The sequence below is a fragment of the Mesorhizobium sp. B2-4-19 genome (assembly GCF_006441315.1).
Lineage (GTDB): Bacteria > Pseudomonadota > Alphaproteobacteria > Rhizobiales > Rhizobiaceae > Mesorhizobium.
Genome location: NZ_VFUV01000007.1, coordinates 213,841 through 233,245 on the forward strand (window position 1 = coordinate 213,841; position 19,405 = coordinate 233,245).

Annotated in this window: 23 protein-coding genes; 13 read left to right on the top strand and 10 right to left on the bottom strand. The window is 64.6% G+C overall.

Translation table 11 applies throughout. The annotated features are described in order from the left end of the window. Positions 1-156 precede the first annotated feature (156 nt). Positions 157-963: an undecaprenyl-diphosphate phosphatase gene (locus tag FJ546_RS14920; RefSeq protein WP_140890038.1), complete on the top strand. Its 807-nt coding sequence runs from the start codon at positions 157-159 to the stop codon at positions 961-963. Positions 964-1,110: 147 nt separating this feature from the next. On the opposite strand, the gene FJ546_RS14925 is transcribed toward FJ546_RS14920, so the two are convergent. Together FJ546_RS14925 and rsmI are read right to left on the bottom strand one after the other, a co-directional pair. Beyond that, the gene (locus FJ546_RS14925) at positions 1,111-1,488 is read right to left on the bottom strand and encodes a YraN family protein (RefSeq protein ID WP_140890039.1); all 378 of its coding nucleotides are present in this window, start codon (positions 1,486-1,488) and stop codon (positions 1,111-1,113) included. Then, positions 1,481-2,410, bottom strand: a complete 930-nt coding sequence (gene rsmI, locus FJ546_RS14930; RefSeq protein ID WP_140890040.1) for a 16S rRNA (cytidine(1402)-2'-O)-methyltransferase — start codon at positions 2,408-2,410, stop codon at positions 1,481-1,483. Before rsmI ends, FJ546_RS14925 begins: the two co-directional genes overlap by 8 nt. Positions 2,411-2,564: 154 nt before the next feature. Between rsmI and FJ546_RS14935 the strand changes: the two genes are divergently transcribed. Both FJ546_RS14935 and FJ546_RS14940 read left to right on the top strand, forming a co-directional pair. Continuing rightward, positions 2,565-2,750: a hypothetical protein gene (locus tag FJ546_RS14935; RefSeq protein ID WP_140890041.1), complete on the top strand. Its 186-nt coding sequence runs from the start codon at positions 2,565-2,567 to the stop codon at positions 2,748-2,750. Positions 2,751-2,757: 7 nt separating this feature from the next. Next, positions 2,758-2,946 (top strand): hypothetical protein, encoded by a 189-nt coding sequence (locus tag FJ546_RS14940; protein ID WP_038650961.1) that lies wholly within the window; start codon positions 2,758-2,760, stop codon positions 2,944-2,946. A 64-nt stretch (positions 2,947-3,010) separates the two neighbouring features. Here the strand turns inward: FJ546_RS14940 and FJ546_RS14945 are convergent, their stop codons facing one another. From FJ546_RS14945 to rph, 5 genes are all read right to left on the bottom strand, one after another. After that, the gene (locus FJ546_RS14945) at positions 3,011-3,334 is read right to left on the bottom strand and encodes a low molecular weight protein tyrosine phosphatase family protein (RefSeq protein WP_140890042.1); all 324 of its coding nucleotides are present in this window, start codon (positions 3,332-3,334) and stop codon (positions 3,011-3,013) included. 3 nt (positions 3,335-3,337) lie between these two features. Next, entirely contained in the window at positions 3,338-4,516 is a 1,179-nt protein-coding gene (gene hemW / locus FJ546_RS14950; protein ID WP_181167938.1) for a radical SAM family heme chaperone HemW, read from the bottom strand. Further along, entirely contained in the window at positions 4,513-5,175 is a 663-nt protein-coding gene (gene rdgB, locus FJ546_RS14955; RefSeq protein ID WP_140890043.1) for an RdgB/HAM1 family non-canonical purine NTP pyrophosphatase, read from the bottom strand. The genes hemW and rdgB overlap by 4 nt, the downstream gene beginning before the upstream one ends. After that, entirely contained in the window at positions 5,175-5,585 is a 411-nt protein-coding gene (locus FJ546_RS14960; protein WP_140890044.1) for a VOC family protein, read from the bottom strand. Before FJ546_RS14960 ends, rdgB begins: the two co-directional genes overlap by 1 nt. A 183-nt stretch (positions 5,586-5,768) precedes the next feature. Beyond that, positions 5,769-6,485: a ribonuclease PH gene (gene rph, locus FJ546_RS14970; RefSeq protein ID WP_010912576.1), complete on the bottom strand. Its 717-nt coding sequence runs from the start codon at positions 6,483-6,485 to the stop codon at positions 5,769-5,771. A 156-nt stretch (positions 6,486-6,641) separates the two neighbouring features. Between rph and hrcA the strand changes: the two genes are divergently transcribed. The 6 genes from hrcA to FJ546_RS15000 all read left to right on the top strand — a co-directional run bounded on the left by hrcA (position 6,642) and on the right by FJ546_RS15000 (position 12,211). Beyond that, a complete protein-coding gene (gene hrcA / locus FJ546_RS14975) occupies positions 6,642-7,724 on the top strand; it encodes a heat-inducible transcriptional repressor HrcA (protein WP_010912575.1) in 1,083 nt (360 codons plus the stop codon). 173 nt (positions 7,725-7,897) lie between these two features. Next, positions 7,898-8,095: a hypothetical protein gene (locus FJ546_RS14980; protein WP_013892036.1), complete on the top strand. Its 198-nt coding sequence runs from the start codon at positions 7,898-7,900 to the stop codon at positions 8,093-8,095. Between the two features lie 91 nt (positions 8,096-8,186). Then, on the top strand, positions 8,187-9,554 hold the full coding sequence (locus tag FJ546_RS14985) for a sorbosone dehydrogenase family protein (protein ID WP_140890045.1): 1,368 nt from the start codon (positions 8,187-8,189) through the stop codon (positions 9,552-9,554). A 110-nt stretch (positions 9,555-9,664) separates the two neighbouring features. Beyond that, positions 9,665-10,282: a LysE family translocator gene (locus FJ546_RS14990; protein WP_010912572.1), complete on the top strand. Its 618-nt coding sequence runs from the start codon at positions 9,665-9,667 to the stop codon at positions 10,280-10,282. 180 nt (positions 10,283-10,462) lie between these two features. Continuing rightward, entirely contained in the window at positions 10,463-11,443 is a 981-nt protein-coding gene (gene cysK / locus FJ546_RS14995) for a cysteine synthase A (protein WP_140890046.1), read from the top strand. Between the two features lie 141 nt (positions 11,444-11,584). Next, entirely contained in the window at positions 11,585-12,211 is a 627-nt protein-coding gene (locus tag FJ546_RS15000; protein WP_140890047.1) for a glutathione S-transferase family protein, read from the top strand. 3 nt (positions 12,212-12,214) lie between these two features. Here the strand turns inward: FJ546_RS15000 and FJ546_RS15005 are convergent, their stop codons facing one another. Both FJ546_RS15005 and FJ546_RS15010 read right to left on the bottom strand, forming a co-directional pair. Next, positions 12,215-13,459, bottom strand: coding sequence for an RNA polymerase sigma factor (locus FJ546_RS15005; RefSeq protein ID WP_140890048.1), 1,245 nt, complete (start codon positions 13,457-13,459; stop codon positions 12,215-12,217). 25 nt (positions 13,460-13,484) lie between these two features. Continuing rightward, positions 13,485-13,853: a YciI family protein gene (locus tag FJ546_RS15010; RefSeq protein ID WP_140890049.1), complete on the bottom strand. Its 369-nt coding sequence runs from the start codon at positions 13,851-13,853 to the stop codon at positions 13,485-13,487. Positions 13,854-14,074: 221 nt separating this feature from the next. Here FJ546_RS15010 and FJ546_RS15015 point away from each other — a divergent pair, with 221 nt between their 5' ends. Further along, complete coding sequence (locus FJ546_RS15015) at positions 14,075-14,536, top strand: RidA family protein (protein WP_140890050.1); 462 nt, start codon at positions 14,075-14,077, stop codon at positions 14,534-14,536. 348 nt (positions 14,537-14,884) lie between these two features. On the opposite strand, the gene FJ546_RS15025 is transcribed toward FJ546_RS15015, so the two are convergent. Further along, positions 14,885-15,025 carry a hypothetical protein gene (locus FJ546_RS15025; protein WP_140890051.1) on the bottom strand — a complete coding sequence of 47 codons (141 nt, stop codon included), beginning with the start codon at positions 15,023-15,025 and terminating at the stop codon, positions 14,885-14,887. A 398-nt stretch (positions 15,026-15,423) separates the two neighbouring features. Between FJ546_RS15025 and FJ546_RS15030 the strand changes: the two genes are divergently transcribed. From FJ546_RS15030 to ligD, 3 genes are all read left to right on the top strand, one after another. Next, on the top strand, positions 15,424-15,930 hold the full coding sequence (locus tag FJ546_RS15030; RefSeq protein WP_140890052.1) for a ferritin-like domain-containing protein: 507 nt from the start codon (positions 15,424-15,426) through the stop codon (positions 15,928-15,930). A 113-nt stretch (positions 15,931-16,043) separates the two neighbouring features. Continuing rightward, entirely contained in the window at positions 16,044-16,895 is an 852-nt protein-coding gene (locus tag FJ546_RS15035) for a Ku protein (protein ID WP_140890053.1), read from the top strand. Positions 16,896-16,907: 12 nt separating this feature from the next. Beyond that, positions 16,908-19,403 (top strand): DNA ligase D, encoded by a 2,496-nt coding sequence (ligD, locus tag FJ546_RS15040; RefSeq protein WP_140890054.1) that lies wholly within the window; start codon positions 16,908-16,910, stop codon positions 19,401-19,403. Positions 19,404-19,405: the final 2 nt, after the last annotated feature.

The following is a 19,405-nucleotide window of genomic DNA, read 5'->3' on the forward strand; positions in this document are numbered from 1 at the left end:
CGAATTCCGGATTGCCACACTGGCGAATCGCCGGGCGCACCGGTAAGTCTTGGCCGCCCGGTTAGCGGGCCGTCAGGGTGTTGCGACCTATAGGGGCACTTCAACGCCATGACAAGCAAGCCGTTCAGTTAGCCGTCGCGCAAAGCCGAGGTAGCCATGGAAAGCCAGACCATCGTCGAAGCCCTGCTGCTCGGCCTGCTGGAGGGCCTGACCGAGTTCATACCGGTGTCCTCGACCGGCCATATCCTGCTTGCCGGCCATTTCCTCGGCTTCAATTCAACCGGCAAGGCCTTCGAGATCCTGATCCAGCTCGGCGCCATCCTGGCGATCCTGAGCGTCTATTTCCGCCGCCTGTGGCAGATGCTGCTCGACCTGCCGCATGACCGGCTGACGCGGCATTTCGTCATCGGCATCCTGATCGCTTTCCTGCCGGCGGCGATCATCGGCGCGCTGGCGCATGATTTCATCAAGACGGTGCTGTTCGAATCGCCAAGGCTGATCTGCATCATGCTGATCATCGGCGGCGTCGTGCTGCTGGCGGTGGACCGCATGAACCTGAAACCGGTCTATCGCGATGTGGAGCGCTTCCCGACCAGGCTTTACCTGCAGATCGGCCTGTTCCAGTGCCTGTCGCTGATCCCCGGGACGTCACGCTCGGGTTCGACCATCGTCGGCGCGCTGCTTCTGGGCGTCGACAAGCGGTCGGCGGCGGAGTTCTCGTTCTTCCTCGCCATCCCGACCATGGTCGGCGCCTTTGCCTTCGACCTGTTCAAGAACCGCAACGTGCTGACCTCCGCCGACCTGCCGATCATCGCCATCGGCTTCGTCGCCGCCTTCATCACCGCGCTATTCGTGGTGCGCTACCTGCTCGATTACGTCTCGCGTAACGGCTACTCGCTGTTCGGCTGGTGGCGGCTGGTGGTGGGTATTGTCGGGCTGGTCGCGCTGATGATCTGGGGGTGAGGAGTGGTCCGCGAAGCGGACGGAAAGCCAATTGCTTGGCTTTCCGAACGACGAACACCCTGAGCCAGCGAAGGGCGAGCAACGCTTGAGACTCGAACAACCTCCTCGATTTCGTCATCCACGGGCGGAGCAAGGAGCGCCTCCCCTCTAATTCCGTCCATAAAACGCATTCTCGACATGCACCGGCCAGCGCCAGGGCAGCACGGCGACCATGTCGAAGCGCATCGACAATCTGCCATAATCCGCCTGGCGCGAGAGCCAGATGTCGGCGGCGGCCTCGATGCGGCGCTCCGACTCATGGCCGATCGCCTCCATCGCGTCCATCAGCGTGCGGCGCGCCTTGACCTCGACGAACAGGACGAGATCGCCGCGCCGCGCGATCAGGTCGATCTCGCCAAAGCGGGTGCGATGGCGGCGCGCGAGGATGCGGTAGCCCTTCAGCATCAGTGCGGCAGCCGCCAGCCACTCGCCGCGATGGCCGCGCCGATAGGCTTTCCGGCGGCTGGCGCTCGGTCGCTCAGCCACCGTCGCCTTCTCCTGAGGTGTCCTTGAGTTCGAGCAGCCGCCGGTAAAGCGCCTGTTTCTGCCCGCCGGTCATCTTCGCGGCCTCCGCGGCCGCTTTGGAGGCCGGCATTTCGCCGGCGAGCGACAAAAGCAGGCGGTCGATATCGGCGGGCTCGTCCGCCTTGGCCTGGGCCGGCCCGACGCAGACGACGATCTCGCCCTTCGGCGTGTTGGCCGCCGCATAGTGGTCGGCCAGCGCCCGCAGCGTGCCGGTCCGCATTTCCTCGAAGGTCTTGGTCAATTCGCGACCGATGGCGGCTTTGCGCTCGCCGCCGAACGCCTCGACCATGGCGCCGAGCGATTCGGCCAGCCGGCGCGGCGATTCAAAGAAGATCAGCGTCGCCGGCACGGCCTTCAGTGCCTCCAGCCGCGTCAGCCGCTGCCCAGTCTTCACCGGCAAAAATCCGGCGAACAGGAAGGCGTCGGACGGCAGGCCTGACGCGGTGAGCGCGGCCAGCGGCGCCGACGGACCGGGGATCGGCACGACGCGAATGCCGTGGTCGATCGCTTCGCCGACCAGCCGGTAGCCGGGATCGGAGACCAGCGGCGTGCCGGCATCGGAAATCAGCGCCACGCTCTGGCCGGCCTGAAGCGCCGCGATCAGCTTCGGCCCGGCCTCGCCGGCATTATGCTCGTGATAGGCCGTGGTGCGGCGGCGGATGCCGTAGCGGTCGAGCAGCACGCGCGACACCCGCGTGTCCTCGCAGGCGACGATATCGGCGGCGGCCAGCGTCTCCAGCGCGCGCAGCGTGATGTCGGCGAGATTGCCGATCGGCGTCGCCACCAGATAGAGCGCCGGCTCGAGTGGACGGGCCGCGATCTCGGTCTGCCCGACCACATAGCTGCGCTTGCCCGTCTCGTCCGTCACTGATGCCGTCTCCATTCAGCCCTGTTTTGGCCTGCCAAATCTTGTTTGGCATGGCTGGTGCCGGCTTGCAAAAGCTCACGCCGATGTAAGGTGATCGCCATGCCTTCGCCACAGTAGGGAACCAAACCGGCATTGGCAGATTTAGCCCCTGATTCCGGAGGAGGACAGGATGGACAGCCTGAAGATACAGGACGCTTTCGAGCCTTACTATGCCGGCCGCAAGCGCGTTGCCGCCCCCGGGGACAAGCGCCTGCCTGCCAAGACCGACACCAGCCTGACCGAGCGGGCGACAACCGCCCTGCCGACGAATGTCAGGCTTTCCGACAACCAGCCAGACAGCACGACGGAGCACTGACCGGACGATGCCCAATCGCTTCGATATCTTCATCACCCGTCTTGAAACGAAAAGCGCCAGGGAAGGCGTGCCGCCACATCCGATGAACGACCAGCACAGCGTTCGCCGCGAAAAGGCCGACGCCAAACCGGCCCGCAACGGAGAGGCGCATGCCGAGAAGGATCGCGGCAAGCGCCGTTTCAAGCACGACGCCTGATCTCTGGCCGTGACTGCTCTCGCTTCGTCATAGCGGGCGGAGCCACGCGGCGTGGACCCGGGGTTCACCCCAGATAGCGGGAAACGCGCGCCTTCAGAAGGTCGATCAGCTCGATATCCATGAATTCATAATTATCCGGTATTTCGAGGCAGATGACCCGGGCCTTCTCCAGGCTCGTCTTGAATTTCTTCTGCAGTTTGGTGCGGTGCACCTTTTCCATGACGAAGATGATGTCGGCCCAGGCGACCAGCTCATGCGTCAGCGGCGTATCCGCGTCATGATTGGTGCCGGCCGACGCGACCTCGATGTCCCGGCGCGTTGAAAACACCTGCTCGGCGGTCGGGCTGCGCAAGCGGTTCTGGCTGCAGACGAAGAGGACGTTTTTCAAAGGTTAGCGCGCCAGATCCGCGACCACGGCATCGAGCACGATCATGCCGGCCGGCGTGGCGCGCAGGCGTGCGTTGCCGATCGGCGCCACCAGCCCCTCGCCCTGCAGCACCGACAGCCGCGCGCTCGACAGGCCGCGGCCGGAGAAGGCTTCGTAGCGTGAGAGGTCGATGCCCTCGGCCAGCCTCAGCCCCATCAGCAGGAATTCGTCGGCCTCTTCGGAACGTGTCAGGATCTCGCCGCCGGTGACGCCATGGCCCTTGGCCTCGACCAGGTTGGCCCAGGTCTCCGGCATCCGCTCGGCAATCGTCACCGTGCGGCGGCCGTTCTCGACGAAGCGGCCATGCGCGCCGGGGCCGGCGCCGACATATTCGCCATAGCGCCAATAGGTCAGATTGTGCCGGCTTTCCGCGCCCGACCGGGCGTGGTTGGAAATCTCATAGGCCGGCAGGCCATGCGCCGAGGTGATCTCCTGCGTCAACGCATAGAGGTCGGCGGCGTGGTCATTGTCGGGAATGGCGAATTTCTTTGCCGCATGCAGGGCGTGGAAGGGCGTGCCTTCCTCGATGGTCAGCTGATAGAGCGACAAATGGTCGGCGGCGTGGCTGATCGCCTGTTCGAGCTCGGCTGCCCAGGCTTCCGGCGTCTGGCCAGGCCGGGCGTAGATCAGGTCGAAGGACAGGCGCGGGAAGATTTCGCGCGCGAGCCCGATGGCGTGCAGCGCCTCGTCGACATTGTGCAGCCGGCCGAGGAAGCGCAAATCCTTGTCGTTCAGCGCCTGCACGCCGAGCGAGACGCGGTTGACGCCGGCCGCGCGATAGCCGCGAAAGCGTTCGGCCTCGACCGAAGACGGATTGGCCTCCAGCGTCACTTCGATGCCGTCAGGCATCGTCCAGTTCTTCGCCACGGCGTCCAGAACCCTGGCCACCGTCTCCGGCTTCATCAGCGAGGGCGTGCCGCCGCCGAGGAAAATGCTGGTCACCTCGCGCGGTCCGGTCCGCTCACGCATCGTCGCCAGTTCCGCCTCGAAGGCGGCGGCAAAGCGCTCCTGGTCGACCGGCTGGTGGCGGACATGGCTGTTGAAGTCGCAATAGGGGCATTTGGCCGCGCAGAACGGCCAATGGATGTAGACGCCGAAGCCGGGGCTGCGGTCGAGCGGCATGATCACGCCAGGTCCGGTCATGCCGAGCCCAATCTCGGCAGATCCAACCGTGCTTGGGCGAATTTCTGGAAGGCGCGGGCGCGATGTGAGAGCGCCGTCGGCTGGCCCGGTTTCCAGCCGTGCTTTTCCTCAGCACTCATCTCGCCAAACGTCTTGTCGAAGCCATTGGGCAAAAACACCGGATCATAGCCGAAGCCGAGCTCACCACGCGGCGGCCAGACCAGCGTGCCTTCGGCCTCGCCGCGATAATATTCGGCCGCGCCGTCGGGAAAGGCCAGGCAAATGACGGCGACGAAGCGCCCCTTGCGCTGTTCGGCCGAGGCCGCGCCGACTTCCTGCAAAGCCACTTCGGTGCGCTGCATGGCCATGGCGAAATCCCTGCTGCCGTCAGGGGTTTCGGCCCAGTTGGCGGTGTAGACGCCCGGCGCGCCGTCGAGCGCGTCGACGCAGAGGCCGGAATCGTCCGACAACGCCGGCAGGCCGGTCGCCTTCGCCGCGGCCAGCGCCTTGATGTAGGCGTTTTCCTCGAAGGTCGTGCCGGTCTCGTCAGGTTCCGGCAAGCCATAGTCCTTGGCCGACTTCGCCTCGAAGCCGAACGGTCCCATCAGGTCGGCGAATTCGCGCAGCTTGCCGGCATTGTGGCTGGCGACGACGATCTTCCTGCCATCAAGTGTATGCATCAAAGGCCCCAGATTCTCGGCTCGGCGAACTCGATCGAATTGCCCGAGGGGTCGCGTATATAGAGCGAACGGCCGCCTTGCGGCCATTCGAATTCGCTTTCGATGGCGATCTTCTTCGCCTCGAGATGCGCTTTCCAGCCGACGATTTCATCCGCGTTGGCCGCAAAGCAGAGATGACCTTCGCCGACCGCGCCGTGCGGCGGCACCGGCAGCCGGGCATCCGGCGCCGGCGGGATCTTTGTTGCCTCGGCGTTGAAGATGAGCAGCACGCCGGGTCCGCAGCGGAAGAAAAGATGGCGGCCGTCGACCTTGCCGAGGAGTGTGAGGCCGAGGATGTCGGTGTAGAAGGCTTCCGCCACCTGCAAGTCTGTGACGTAGAGGGCGGATTCCAGGATTGCCGAGGGTATCACGAGGCGCCCCCCTTTGCCCTGCCGGGCATCTCCCCCTCAAGGGGGGAGATCAGCAGCTTCGACGCCGCCGCGCCTCTTGCGCCGTTGATCGTTAGCCAAGGCAGATCCGACATCCAATCTCCCCCCTTGAGGGGGAGATGGCCGGCAGGCCAGAGGGGGGTGCCTTGGCTCAGCATTGAAACCCTAAGCCACCGCCATCTGCTGCAAACTCACCAGCCGCTGGATGCCTTTCTTGGCCAGGCCCATCAACTCGGCGAACTGGTCTTCCGAAAAAGGCTCGCCCTCGGCCGTGCCCTGGATCTCGACGATGCCGCCCTTGCCGGTCATGACGAAATTGGCGTCGGTGCCGGCCGCGGAATCCTCGAGATAATCGAGATCGATGACCGGCTGGCCATCATGGATGCCGCAGGAAATCGCCGCGACATGGTCCTTCAGCACCTTCGAAACACTGGCCATCTGCCGGGCTTCCATCCAGCGCAGGCAGTCGTAGAGCGCCACCCAGCCGCCGGTGATCGAGGCGGTGCGGGTGCCGCCATCGGCCTGGATGACGTCGCAATCGACTGTGATCTGCTGTTCGCCCAGCGCCTGCAAATCGACCACGGCGCGCAAGGAGCGGCCGATCAGGCGCTGGATTTCCAGCGTGCGGCCGCCCTGCTTGCCGGCGGAGGCCTCGCGGCGCATGCGCTCGCCGGTCGAGCGCGGCAGCATGCCATATTCAGCCGTCACCCAGCCCTTGCCGGAATTGCGCATCCAGCCCGGCACCTTCTCCTCGAGGCTCGCCGTGCACAGGACATGGGTGTCGCCGAACTTCACCAGGCACGAGCCTTCGGCGTGCTTGGAGACGCCGCGCTCGAAGGAGATGGCGCGCATTTCGTCGAATTGGCGTTTGGAGGGGCGCATTCGGGCTTCTTTCCCAGTCATTTTTCGGAATCGTGGCCGGCTTTTAGCCGCATGGGGGGCAGCGCGCAAAGGAAAACGGACCGGGCGATCCGATACAGAGACCGGTTGCGCCCACCGTGCCGAAGTCTATATCCTGAGGAAGGAGGTTTTGGCCGAATGACCAAGGCAATCGATCCGGGTTCGCAGCCGCTCGCACTTCAATCACTCGACATGCGCTCTCGTGACATCTTCCGGCGCATCGTCGATTCCTATCTCAGGGACGGCGAGCCCGTCGGCTCGCGCAGCTTGTCGCGCATCCTGCCGTCCTCGCTGTCGCCGGCCACCATCCGCAATGTGATGAGCGACCTCGAGCATCTCGGCCTGATCTACGCGCCGCACATCTCGGCCGGCCGGCTGCCGACCCAGGCCGGCCTGCGCTTCTTCGTCGATGCCTTCATGGAACTGGGCGACCTCTCCGACGAGGAGCGCCGCACCATCGAGGCGCAGGTGCGGGCCTCAGGCTCTGGCGCGACGCTTGAGCACATGCTGACCGAGGCCAGCCAGATGCTGTCGGGCATGTCGCGCGGCGCCGGCCTTGTGCTGGCCGCCAAGAACGAGGTGGCGCTGAAGCATATCGAATTCATCCAGCTCGAGCCGACCAAGGCGCTCGCCGTGCTGGTGTCGCAAAACGGCGACGTCGAGAACCGCGTCGTCGAGCTGCCGGCCGGCATCACGGTGTCGCAGCTGCACGAGGCTTCGAATTTCCTCAACGCCCATATTCGCGGCCGTACGCTGGCCGAGGCGCGCACCGAAATCGCCCGCATCAAGGAAGAGACGAGAGCGGCCCTCGACACGCTGTCGCAGGACCTCGTCGAGAAGGGGCTGGCGGTATGGGCGGGCGCCGAAAGCGGCCTGCCGGCACGGCTGATCGTGCGCGGCCGCGCCAACCTTCTCGAAAACGTCACCGCCCAGGCCGACATCGAGCTGCTGCGGCATCTGTTCGAGGACATGGAAACGCAGGACGGACTGATCCAGCTGCTCGACCTCGCCGAGCAGGGGTCAGGCGTGCGCATCTTCATCGGCTCTGAAAACAAGCTTTTCTCGCTGTCGGGCTCGTCGCTGGTGGTCGCGCCCTATCGCGACAAGGATGCCCGCGTCGTCGGCGCGCTCGGCGTCATCGGCCCGACCCGGCTGAACTACGCCCGCATCGTGCCGATGGTCGATTATACAGCGCAGTTGATATCGCGCATGTTGCGCTAAGGTGTGGATATTCGGGTGATGGCGGCCTGCAAATGGCTGATACCTGCGCTTCCGGTACTCGCGTACGACCAGTACGCTCCACTCCGGTTCTCGGTATCGACCATTTTCGGCTCGGCCTGACTTGAATCTCGACCTTAGTGCTAAAATCGAAACGGGCAGCAAGGAGAAAAAGAATGGCGCTCGAAGAATTCAAGGCCCGGATCAGCCTGCTGCTCGAGGAGATGGTCAACCAGCCGGAAGACCAGCACGAAATCCAGGAACAATTGCGCGAGAAATTGCGGGAAATGCGCGCCATGGGCCTGCCGCTGCCGGCCGATCTCGTCGCGCTGGAAAAACGCCTCGACGACGATTTTTACGCGGCCGGGACATAAACCGGACTTTCGCTTCCTCGTCAGGTCGAGTGAGGCGGAACCCGGAGACAAGCCGGCCGTTGATTTCCTTCGCGACCAGATGGAGGACAAGATGATCCGATTGGCCGGACTGGTGATCCCCGCCCTCTTTCTCACAAGCGCGGCATTCGCCCAGCAGGCGGACCAGCCGGTGCTGAAGGGCGCGGCCGCCTTCGGCGACTGGCGTGCCGACAGACCGGGCGTGCGCCGCCTGATCAAGCCGGAAGACCTGCCGAAGCCTTACGTCACCAAGTCGGTGTCGAACAGCGCCGGCCTTGCCGACATGCCGGCGGGCGCCAAGCCGCAATTGCCGCCGGGTTTTTCAGCCGAACTGATCGCCTCCGGCATCGACAATCCGCGCGCCGTGCGCGTCGCACCCAATGGCGACCTGTTCGTCGCCGACAGCGAAGCCAACCAGGTCCGCGTCTATCGCCTGGCCAAGGACAGCGCCAAGCCCGCCGAGCACGGCATTTTCGCCGGCAATCTCAACCAGCCCTATGGCATTGCCTTCTATCCGCCGGGCGATGATCCGCAATGGGTCTATGTCGCCAACAGCGACAGCATCGTGCGCTTCGCCTACCGCGGTGGCGACCTCAAGGCATCCGGCGAACCGGAAATCATCGTCGCCAACATTCCCTCGAACCATCACTGGACCCGCGACATCGTCTTCTCGCCTGACGGCAAGACGCTCTATCTGTCGGTCGGCTCCGGCTCGAACGGCGCCGAGGACATGGGCAAGGCGCCGGATGGCGGCCTCGACGCGTGGGTGACATCGCAGCCGCTCGGCGCAAGCTGGGGTTCCGAAGAGGGGCGCGCCGACGTGCAGGCCTTCGATCCGGACGGCAAGAACGGCCGCATCGTCGCCACCGGCCTGCGCAACTGCTCGGGCATGACCATCCAGCCGGCGACCGGGGCGCTGTGGTGCGTCGTCAACGAACGCGACGCGCTGGGCGACAACGTGCCGTTCGAATACGCCACCTCGGTCAAGGACGGCGCGTATTATGGCTGGCCCTGGTACTATATCGGCAACCACGAGGACCCGCGTCACAAGGGCGCGCGGCCCGACCTCACCGGCAAGGCAACTATTCCCGATGTGCTGATGCAGGCGCATTCGGCGCCGCTCAACATCGCCTTTTACGACCGCAAGGACCTGCCCGCCGACAGCGGTTTTCCCAAGGAATACCGGGGTGATGCCTTCGTCACCCTGCACGGTTCGTGGAATCGCGGCAACAGGACCGGCTACAAGGTCGTCCGCCTGCTGTTCAGGGATGGCAAGCCGACCGGCGAATATGAGGATTTCATGACCGGCTTCGTCGTCTCCAACGGCGAGGTCTGGGGCCGGCCGGTCGGCGTTGCGATGGCCCATGACGGGGCGCTGATCGTCACCGAGGACGGCAACGGTACGATCTGGCGCGTGACCTATGACGGCGGCCGTTCCTGAGGGATCTTACTCGGATGGCGCGGTGTCTGGTGCAATAGAATCCGACCGCCAGGGAATTCAATCCTGGCCCGTTCCGTGCGAAAAGGCCGCCTGATCCAGGACCACTTGCCATGACCCTCACCGGCTTCCTCGCCTACAGCGCGGCCCTCGGCATCGCCGCCGCCATTCCCGGCCCCGGCGTCACCGCGCTTGTCGCGCGGGCGCTCGGCTCCGGTTTTCGCTCGTCGCTGGCCATGTCCTTTGGCCTGATGCTGGGCGACCTCACCTACCTGACCGCCGTGGTGCTCGGCCTCGCCTTTGTGGCGCAGACCTTCGGCATGGTGTTCCTGGCCATCAAATGGGCCGGCGTTGCCTATCTGGCATTTCTGGGCTGGCGCTTCTGGACCGCAGGCATCACGCCCGAAACGGTCGAGGCCCGGAAGGGCAAGGGCGGGCTGGTGTCGAGCTTTGTCGCCGGCCTCACCGTCACGCTCGGCAATCCGAAGACGATGATCTTCTACCTCGCCATCACGCCGACCATCGTCGACCTGAAGACCATTACGCTGGCCGATTACGGCATTCTCGCCGCGCTGACGGTGGTCGTGCTGTTCGTCGTGCTGGTTCCCTACCTGGCGCTCGCCGCCAAGGCGCGCTGGTTCCTGAAATCGCCGCGCGCGCTGAAGCTGCTGAACCGCACCGCCGCCGGCTTCATGGTCGGCGCCGCGGCGGCGATCGCGGCCCGCCAGTAGCACGCTTTCAGCCAAAACATTCCGGGACCAGGCTTCCCGGTGAAATGCTTTTCCGAGACAAGGGCGTTTTAGACACGGGCCCCACTCGGATATTTCCGGCCGACAGCTTATGTTGCGCGGCTGAAAGCCTTATCTTGCCGGCTGCAATGCCACTTGCCTGAAATCCTGGGAGCGAAACCAATGAACAAGCCCGTCACCTCCGCCCGCGTCCCCGGCCGCGGCCGCATCTACAGTTCCATCACCGACACGATCGGCGACACGCCCCTGGTCCGGCTCGACAAGCTCGCCAAGGAGAAGGGCGTCGTCGCCAAGCTCGTCGCCAAGCTCGAATTCTTCAACCCGATCGCCTCGGTCAAGGACCGCATCGGCGTGGCGATGATCGAGGCGCTCGAGGCGGCCGGCAAGATTTCGCCCGGCAAGACGACGCTGATCGAGCCGACCTCGGGCAATACCGGCATCGCGCTCGCCTTCGCCGCCGCCGCCAAGGGCTACAAGCTGATCCTGACCATGCCCGAGACGATGTCGGTCGAGCGCCGCAAGATGCTGGCGCTGCTCGGCGCCGAACTGGTGCTGACCGAAGGCCCGAAAGGCATGAAGGGCGCCATCGCCAAGGCCGACGAGCTGGCCGCGACGATCCCCAATGCCGTCATCCCGCAGCAGTTCGAAAATCCCGCCAATCCGGAAATCCACCGCACGACGACAGCGCAGGAGATCTGGAACGACACGCAGGGCGAGGTCGACATCTTCGTCGCCGGCATCGGCACCGGCGGCACCATCACCGGCGTCGGCCAGGTGCTGAAGAAGCTCAAACCATCCGTGCATGTCGTCGCCGTCGAGCCGGAAGCCTCGCCAGTGCTGTCGGGGGGCCAGCCCGGCCCGCACAAGATCCAGGGCATCGGCGCCGGCTTCGCGCCAAAGATCCTCGACACCACGATCTATGACGAGATCGTCAAGGTTTCCAACGAGGATTCGGTCGCCAATGCCCGCCTCGTCGCCCGCCTCGAAGGCGTGCCGGTCGGCATCTCGTCGGGTGCGGCGCTGCAGGCGGCAATCGTCGTCGGCTCGCGGCCGGAGAACAAGGGCAAGACCCTGGTCGTGGTCATCCCCGATTTCGCCGAACGCTACCTGTCGACGATCTTGTTCGAGGGGCTGGGGGCCTAGGTCAGCCCCCATCGACGGGCCGCCGCGCGTTGGCTGGCCCGTTGAAAAATCCTCCCGTGGCGCCTGTGACCCGGCTTGAGCAGAACCCTGCTTCCGGGTCATATCGCCCGGTCCGCTTTGCACGGACCTGGGGAGAAATTCATGTACAAGCTTTATACCCGTCCCGGCAGCGGCGGCTTCGTCGTCGAGGCAGCGCTGGCGCTGGCCAACGCGCCGTTCGAACAGGTCGACGTGCCGAAGTCCGACCGGCCCGATCCGGCTTTCCTCGACATCAGCCCACTGAACCAGGTGCCGGTGCTGACCTTGCCGGACGGAAGCTCGATGACCGAATCGGCGGCGATCTGCATCCTGCTCGCCGAGCGCCATCCGCAGGCCCGCCTGGCGCCGGCGGTCGATGCGCCCGCCCGCGCCGATTTCCTGCGCTGGATGGCCTTCATGTCGTCGGTGCTCTACCCGGCGGTGCTGCGGTTCTACTACGCCCATCGCTACACGACCGACGCCGACGGCACGAAGGCCGTCAAGCAGGCGGCAATCGCCGAGATGGACCGCGGCTTCGCCGTTCTGGACAGCGCTCTGAAGGACCGCGACTGGCTGGTTGGCGACCAGATGTCGCTGGCCGACATCTATCTCGTCATGCTGGTGGCCTGGCATCCCGACATCGACAGCGCGCGGGCGGCATGGCCCGATATTGAACGTCTCTGGGCCAGGCTGCGCGACCATCCGCTGCTGAAGGCGCTCAACACCTCGCACAAGATGTGGCCGGGCTGAAGGTCAGTTTCGCAGCGCCGCCCTTTTGCCTTGCAGGAAGCGGCGCACCGCCGGATCGCGTTCGAGGCCGATCGCCCGGTCATAGGCTTCGGTTGCCTGCGGTACCTGGCCAAGCCTGGCCAGGAGGCCGGCCCGCGCCGCCCAATAGGGCTGATATTCATTGAGCCGCTTGTCGTCGCCCAGCACATAAAGCGCCGCCAGCCCCGCCACGGCGCCCTCCGTCTCGGCAAGCGCCACCGCGCGATTGATGGCCACCACCGGCGAACCGACGATCGAAAACAGCGCGTCGTAGAGCGCGCGGATCGCCGGCCAGTCGGTGCGGCCGGTCAGCCGTCGCGCCGCGTGGGCGGACTGGACAGCCGCCTCGAGCTGGTAGCGGCCGACCACACCGCCCGCCGCGGCATGGGACAGAAGCATCTCCGCCTCGTCGATCAGGGCACGGTCCCACAGGTCGCAGTCCTGCTCGGCCAGCGGCACGAAGTCGCCTTCGGCACTGCGCCGGGCGGTGCGGCGGGCCTCGGCAAACAGCATGAGCGCCAGCAGGCCAAGCGCTTCCGGCTCTTGCGGCATCAGCGTCGCCACCAGGCGGCCAAGCCAGATGCCTTCGGTGGCGAGGTTGCGGCGCTGCGTCTCGGTGCCGGCCGGATCGGACCAGCCTTCGGCGAAGGCGGCGTAGATCGCCTCCAGCACCGCGCCCAGCCGCTCGCCGAGTTCGGCCCGCTCCGGCACACGGAACGGAATGCCGGTTTCGCGGATGCGCGTCTTGGCGCGCACCAGGCGCTGGCCCATCGTTGCTGGCGAGACCAGGAAGGCCGAAGCGATCGTCGCGGCATCGAAGCCCAGCACGGTCTGCAGGATCAGCGGCGCCCGCACGCCCGGTTCGATCGCCGGATGCGCGCAAGCAAACATCAGCCGCAGCCGTTCGTCGGGCAGCTCTTCGTCGGTCATGCGCGCCTCCATCTCCTCGGCAATCAGCTTGAGATGATCGCGGGCCGCCTCGCGGGTGAGCCGCCGGCGAACCGCATCGACTCGCCGCCGCCGCGCCACGGCAAGCAGCCAGGCTTCCGGCTTTTCAGGCACGCCTGATTTCGGCCAGCGTTCGAGCGCGGCGGCAAAGGCGTCCGCCAGCGCATCCTCGGCCGCGGTCACGTCGCGCGTGCGCGCCGCGAGCCAGGCGACCAGCTTGCCATAGCTCTGCCGGGCGGCGGCCTCGGCGGCCGCCCGGGCGATCTCCGGGCGACTGTCCATCACATGGTCATTTCTTGGCACGTCGTCATTGCTTGGGCATGTAATCGGCCATTTCCCAGATCGGCCGCAACTCGACCGTGCCGGTGCTGGCCGCTGGACAGCGCGCCGCCCATTCGATGGCGGTATCGATGTCGGCCGCCTCGATCATGTAGAAGCCGGCAAGCTGCTCCTTGGTGTCGGCGTAGGGGCCGTCGATCACGTTGGTCTTGCCGTCGGCGATCCGCACCGAGGTGGTCGCCTGGGTCGGGCGCAGCCGTTCGCCGGCCAGCCACGCGCCGGATTGCTTCAACGCATCGGTATAGGCGCTATAGGCCGCGCTCATCTGCTGGGCCTTCTCGATCGGCATGGCCGCCATTGCGGCTTCGCTATTGTTGATCATCAGCATGTATCGCATGGGTCTTCTCCCGTGTTTCGAAGGCCGCGTCCTTGCGGGGCCAGACGTATGTCGCGCGGCGTCGACCGATTTCGACAGGGCGCGGCAAAAAACTTTCGACTTCGTCACGCGCTTTCGCAAGGACCAGGTTTCGCCAAGCGGCCCGCGGCGGCTGGCAATGACGCCCCGCCGCACTATGCTTTGTTATCCAGGCACGTCACACCAGGGATGGGAGATGAGCAATGGAACTCGTGACTCACAAGAAATTCAAAAGCGGGCGGTTGATGCCATGGGGCAAGGGGACAGTTGTCACCGGCGCGAAGGGATTTGTCTACCTTTGTGGAAACACGGCGACCGCCGCCGACTACGATCCGGCCGGCAAGCAGGGCGGTCGTTTCGCCGGCGATGCGGCGGCGCAGTGGCTCGAGGTTCTGGGCAACATCAAAGCCGATCTGGAGGAGCTGGGCACCGCGCTTGAACACCTCGTCAAACTGACCTTCTTTGTCAGAGGACCATTTCCCGACGGCGGCGTTCTCAGCTCTCCCAATTTTCGCCTGGACGTTCTGGACGCGTTCTTTGCCGAGCATTGCCCGAAGCACTGCAGTTGCAACAACCCGCCGCCCTCGGAGGTGATTGGCGTTGCCGCGCTGGCTCAAGCCGACATCGTCATTGAAATTGTCGCGATAGCGGCCCTGCCGGATTGATCTCAGCCATGGCGTGCCTGCCTCACCACCATGCGCACGAAGCCGGAGCACAGCACGCAGACGCCGTCGAAGACGATTGCGGATGGCTGGCGTCGAAAGACGGTTCAGCGACAGGACTGGGCTTGGCCGGACGTGATTGGGGCGGACTTGACTGGGAAAGATCGGTCACGCGGGGCTCGGCTGCTCGTGTCCTGGGACACCAGGCCAGCCGGGAGCGGGATCAAAGACGTGGCGATGTCGCACGACGCCTGTCGCTCAGAGCCGGGCGCTCGGAGCGATAAGTAGCGGCGCGGGTCGTGGCGCCCGGCCTGCAGATGCGGCTGTTGTGGCGGCTCTCGAACGTCATGGTCAGTGGCCGCCCAGCGACGTGCCGCGACGGGCGCAGGCCGGACCAGGGCCGCGCATGTAATAGCGCTCCGGCCGATAGGTTGGCGCGACGAATTCGCGGATGGCGGCGGCGTAGCCGATGAGGTGCGTGAGGAAGTTCATTTACCCTGTCCCTGTCCCGATTTTCGGATGTCCCTTCCGAATTGCGTGAAGGATAGCATCAAGGCGTGAATAGTCGGTGAACACGATGTTAATATCCGGTCGAAAACCCATTGCTTCGTGGCCGGAATGCGGCTGATTCGGGGTGTTTCCGCGCCTTTTGTCGCCATTCCGGCCAGTGTGACTTTTGCATCACATATGTTTCGTTTGAATGTCGCCTGGGCGCGGTTCTGTTTCAACTTCCGGCTGGCTGATGGAATTTTCCTTGCTCAGGCAGGAAAGGAAGGAACCCGCATATAGGGCGGACGTTGACCGTCGGGACTGGCGTGGCCGGCCCGCGATCGCCTGCAAGCCGCAGGCACGTCACCAACACCGCAAGAGCAAATGGAAAGGCTAGAACCATGGGCTTCTTTTCGAAGGACATCAAAACGCTGGACGACCTGTTCGTGCACACGTTGCGCGACATCTATTACGCGGAGAAGCAGATCGAGAAGGCGTTGCCGAAGATGATCGACAAGGCCACCGACGCGCAGCTCAAAGCAGGCTTCGAAAAACATCTTGAACAGACCAAGGGCCATATCGAACGCGTCGAAGAGGTCTTTGAGCTGCATGGCGTCAAGGCCAAGGCGATCAACTGCCCGGCCATTGACGGCATCCTCGAGGAAGCTGACGAGGTGAGCGGCGACATCGCCGACAAGGAAGTCCTGGACGCCGCCCTGATCGCCTCCGCGCAAGCAGTCGAGCATTACGAAATGACCCGCTATGGCACGCTGATAGCATGGGCCAAGCAACTCGGCCGCAGCGATTGCGCCAATGTACTCGCGAAGAATCTCAAGGAAGAGCAAGCGACCGATCGCAAGCTCACCGAGATGGCGGAAAGCAAGATCAATCTCCAGGCTGCCGAATAGGTGAGATGGCAGGCAAGATCGGCGCCGCAACGGCGCCGGCTTGCCTTGTCGCGCGGTCGGAACCGGAATGGGCTTTGCCCGTTCTGGATTGAACCCATTGCAAGGAGTTTGTCATGGCGCCGCGTCCAGCCTGGAAGGGCTATCTGAAGCTGTCGCTGGTCACCTGCGCGGTCGAACTGACCAATGTCGTCACCCATACCGAAAGGGTGTCGTTTCGCATCCTCAACCGCAAGACCGGCAACACGGTGAAGCGCATCTATGTCGACGCCGAAACCGGCAAGCCCTTGGACGATGGCGACGAGATCAAGGGCTATGAATTGGACGACGGCGATTTCGTCCATATCGAGGAAGACGAGATCGAGGCGGTGCAGATCGAATCCTCGCACACGATGAGCCTCGACGGTTTCGTCGACAAGGCTTCGATCCAGCAGATCTATCTCGACACGCCCTATTATGTCGCGCCGGCCGACAAGGTGTCGGAAGAGGCCTTCGCCGTCATCCGCGATGCCATGGCGGGCAAGAAGATGGCCGGGCTGGCGCGGATCGTGCTCTATCAACGCGAACGCCCCGTGGTCATCGAACCGCTCGGCAAGGGCATGGTGCTGACGACGCTGCGCTACGACAATACGGTGCGCCAGCCCGACAGCGTGTTCGGCGAGATCAAGGCGGTGAGGACCGACCAGGAAATGACGGATCTCGCCGAACTGATCATCGACAAGAAGAAGGCAAAATTCGATCCGTCGAAATTCGACGACAAATATGAGGACGCGCTGCTCGAGCTGATCCGCGCCAAGAAGGCGGGGCACAAGGCGCCGAAGGCCAAGGCGGCGCCGAAGCCCTCCAATGTCGTCAATCTGTTCGACGCGCTGAAGAAGAGCCTGTCGTCGGATTCCGGCTCGGCGAAAGCCAAGCCGGCGGCCAAACGCGCCAAGCCGAAAGCGGCGCCGAAGCGCAAATCGGCCTGAGGAGACCACGCAATGGCCGGCCTCGAACAATATCATGCCAAGCGCGACTTCAAGAAGACGTCGGAGCCGGCGGGCAAGGTCGCGCGTGTCAAGAAGAGCGAAGCGGGCGGCATCTTCGTCATCCACAAGCACGCGGCGACAAGGCTGCATTACGACCTTCGCCTTGAGCATGGCGGCGTGCTGTGGAGCTGGGCGGTCACGCGGGGCCCGAGCCTCGATCCGCATGAGAAGCGGCTCGCCGTCCATGTCGAGGATCATCCGATCGACTATGCGCCGTTCGAGGGCACCATCCCGAAGGGCGAGTATGGCGGCGGTTCGGTCATCGTCTGGGACGAGGGGACCTGGGTGCCCGAGACCGACCCGGCCAAGGCGATGAAGAAGGGCCATATCAGTTTCGAGCTCAACGGCCACAAGCTGCATGGGCTGTGGCATCTGGTGCGGCTGAAGCCGCGTGCGGGCGAAAAGCGCGACAACTGGCTGCTGATCAAGTCGGATGATGCCGCCGCACGCCCGGGCGAGGACATTTTGAAGGAGAAGCCGGAATCGGTGAAGTCGGGCCTGACGATCGAAGAGGTCGGCGAGGGCAAGACCGCCAAGGGCCGAAAGCCCGAGGTCTGGCATTCGAACAAGCCGGCCGCCGGCAAGGCGAAGGCAGCGGCGCGCAAACTCGACTTCATCGAACCGCAGTTGGCGACACTGGAGCGGGATGCACCGCCGGGCAAGGACTGGCTGCATGAGGTCAAATTCGACGGCTATCGCATGCAGGCGCAGGTCGCCGGCACGGAAGTGCGGCTCTTGACCCGCACTGGCCTCGACTGGACGGACAAGTTTGGAAGCGAGATCATCGCGGAGCTGGCCGGGCTGAAATGTAGCGACGCCATCATCGACGGCGAGATCGTCGTGCTGGCCGACAGCGGCGTCTCGTCCTTCGCGCTGCTGCAGCAGGATCTGTCGGCGAAGCGGACAAACCGCTTCATCTACTACGTGTTCGACCTGATGCGGCTCGACGGCAAGGATTTGCGCGCCGAGCCGCTGGTCGAGCGCAAGCAGGCCTTGCAGGAACTGCTCGGCAAGCAGGCTGAGAACCCGGCGGTGCGTTTCTCCGACCATTTTTCCGAGCCCGGCAAGATAATACTGGAGCATGCGTGCCGCATGGGGCTGGAAGGCGTTGTGTCCAAACGCGCCGATGCGCCCTATCGCAGCGGGCGCGGCCCGACCTGGGTGAAGTCGAAATGCACGGCCCGGCAGGAATTCGTCATCGGCGGTTATCTGCCGTCGGACAAGACCGGGCGCGGGCTGCGCTCGCTGCTGGTCGGCTATTACGAGGGCGGCAAACTGCAGTATGCCGGCCGTGTCGGCACCGGTTTCTCCGCCAAGGGCGCCACCGCGCTGAAGAAGAAGCTGGACGCGCTGAAGGCGACGGCCTCGCCCTTCGACAAGGCCGTACCGAAAGGCAAAGGCCTGGTCTGGGTCAAGCCGGAGCTTGTCGGCGAAGTGGAGTTTCGCAGCTGGACGTCGGACCGTATAATACGCCATGCCTCGTTCCAGGGGCTGCGCGAGGACAAGCCGGCGGAGGACGTTGTGCAGGAAAAGCCCAAGGCAGCGACAGGCAAGGCCAAGCCGGCCTCAAGCGGCACCGCCGCCGGGACGATGACGACCAGCGTAAAACTCTCCCATCCCGACAAGCTGCTATGGCCCGACGAAAAGATCTCCAAGCAGGGGCTGCTCGACCATTACGCCGAGGTTTGGCCGCGCATGGAGCAGTTCATCGTCAACCGGCCGCTCAGCCTGGTAAGGGCGCCGGACGGCGTCGACGGCCCGCGCTTCTTCCAGAAACATGCCTCGGCGGGCATGAGCGACAGAATAGCCCGGATGAAGGACCCGACGGATGGCGAGGAAATCCTGTTCGTGCGGGATTTCGACGGTGTGGCGGCGCTCGTCCAGTACGGTGTGGTCGAGATCCACATCTGGGGCTGCACGGTCGACAAGCTTGAACAGCCGGACCAGATCATCTTCGATCTCGACCCCGATGAAGGCGTCGATGTGAAAGCGGTGCGCGAGGCGGCGCTCGATATAAGGGGCAAGCTCGACGAGCTGTCGCTGCCGAACTTCGTCAAGACATCGGGCGGCAAGGGCTATCATGTGCTGGTGCCACTGAAGCCCTCGGCCGATTGGGAGGCGGTGAAGACCTTCGCCCATGATTTCGCCAAGGCGCTCGAACAGGGCGCCCCCGACCGCTATACAGCCACACTCTCGAAGAAGGCGCGGACCGGGAAAATCTTCGTCGACTATCTGCGCAATGGCCGCGGCTCGACGACGGTCGCGCCCTATTCCTCGCGCGCCAAGAAAGGAGCCACCGTGTCGATGCCGGTGACCTGGGCCGAGATCGAGGCCGGCCTGGCGCCGAACGCGTTCCCGATCGGCGACAAGACGACGCTGAAGCAGCTGGCGGAAGCCGATCCGTGGGTGGATTTCTTCAAGCAGGCCAAGGCGTTGAAGCGGGGGTAGCT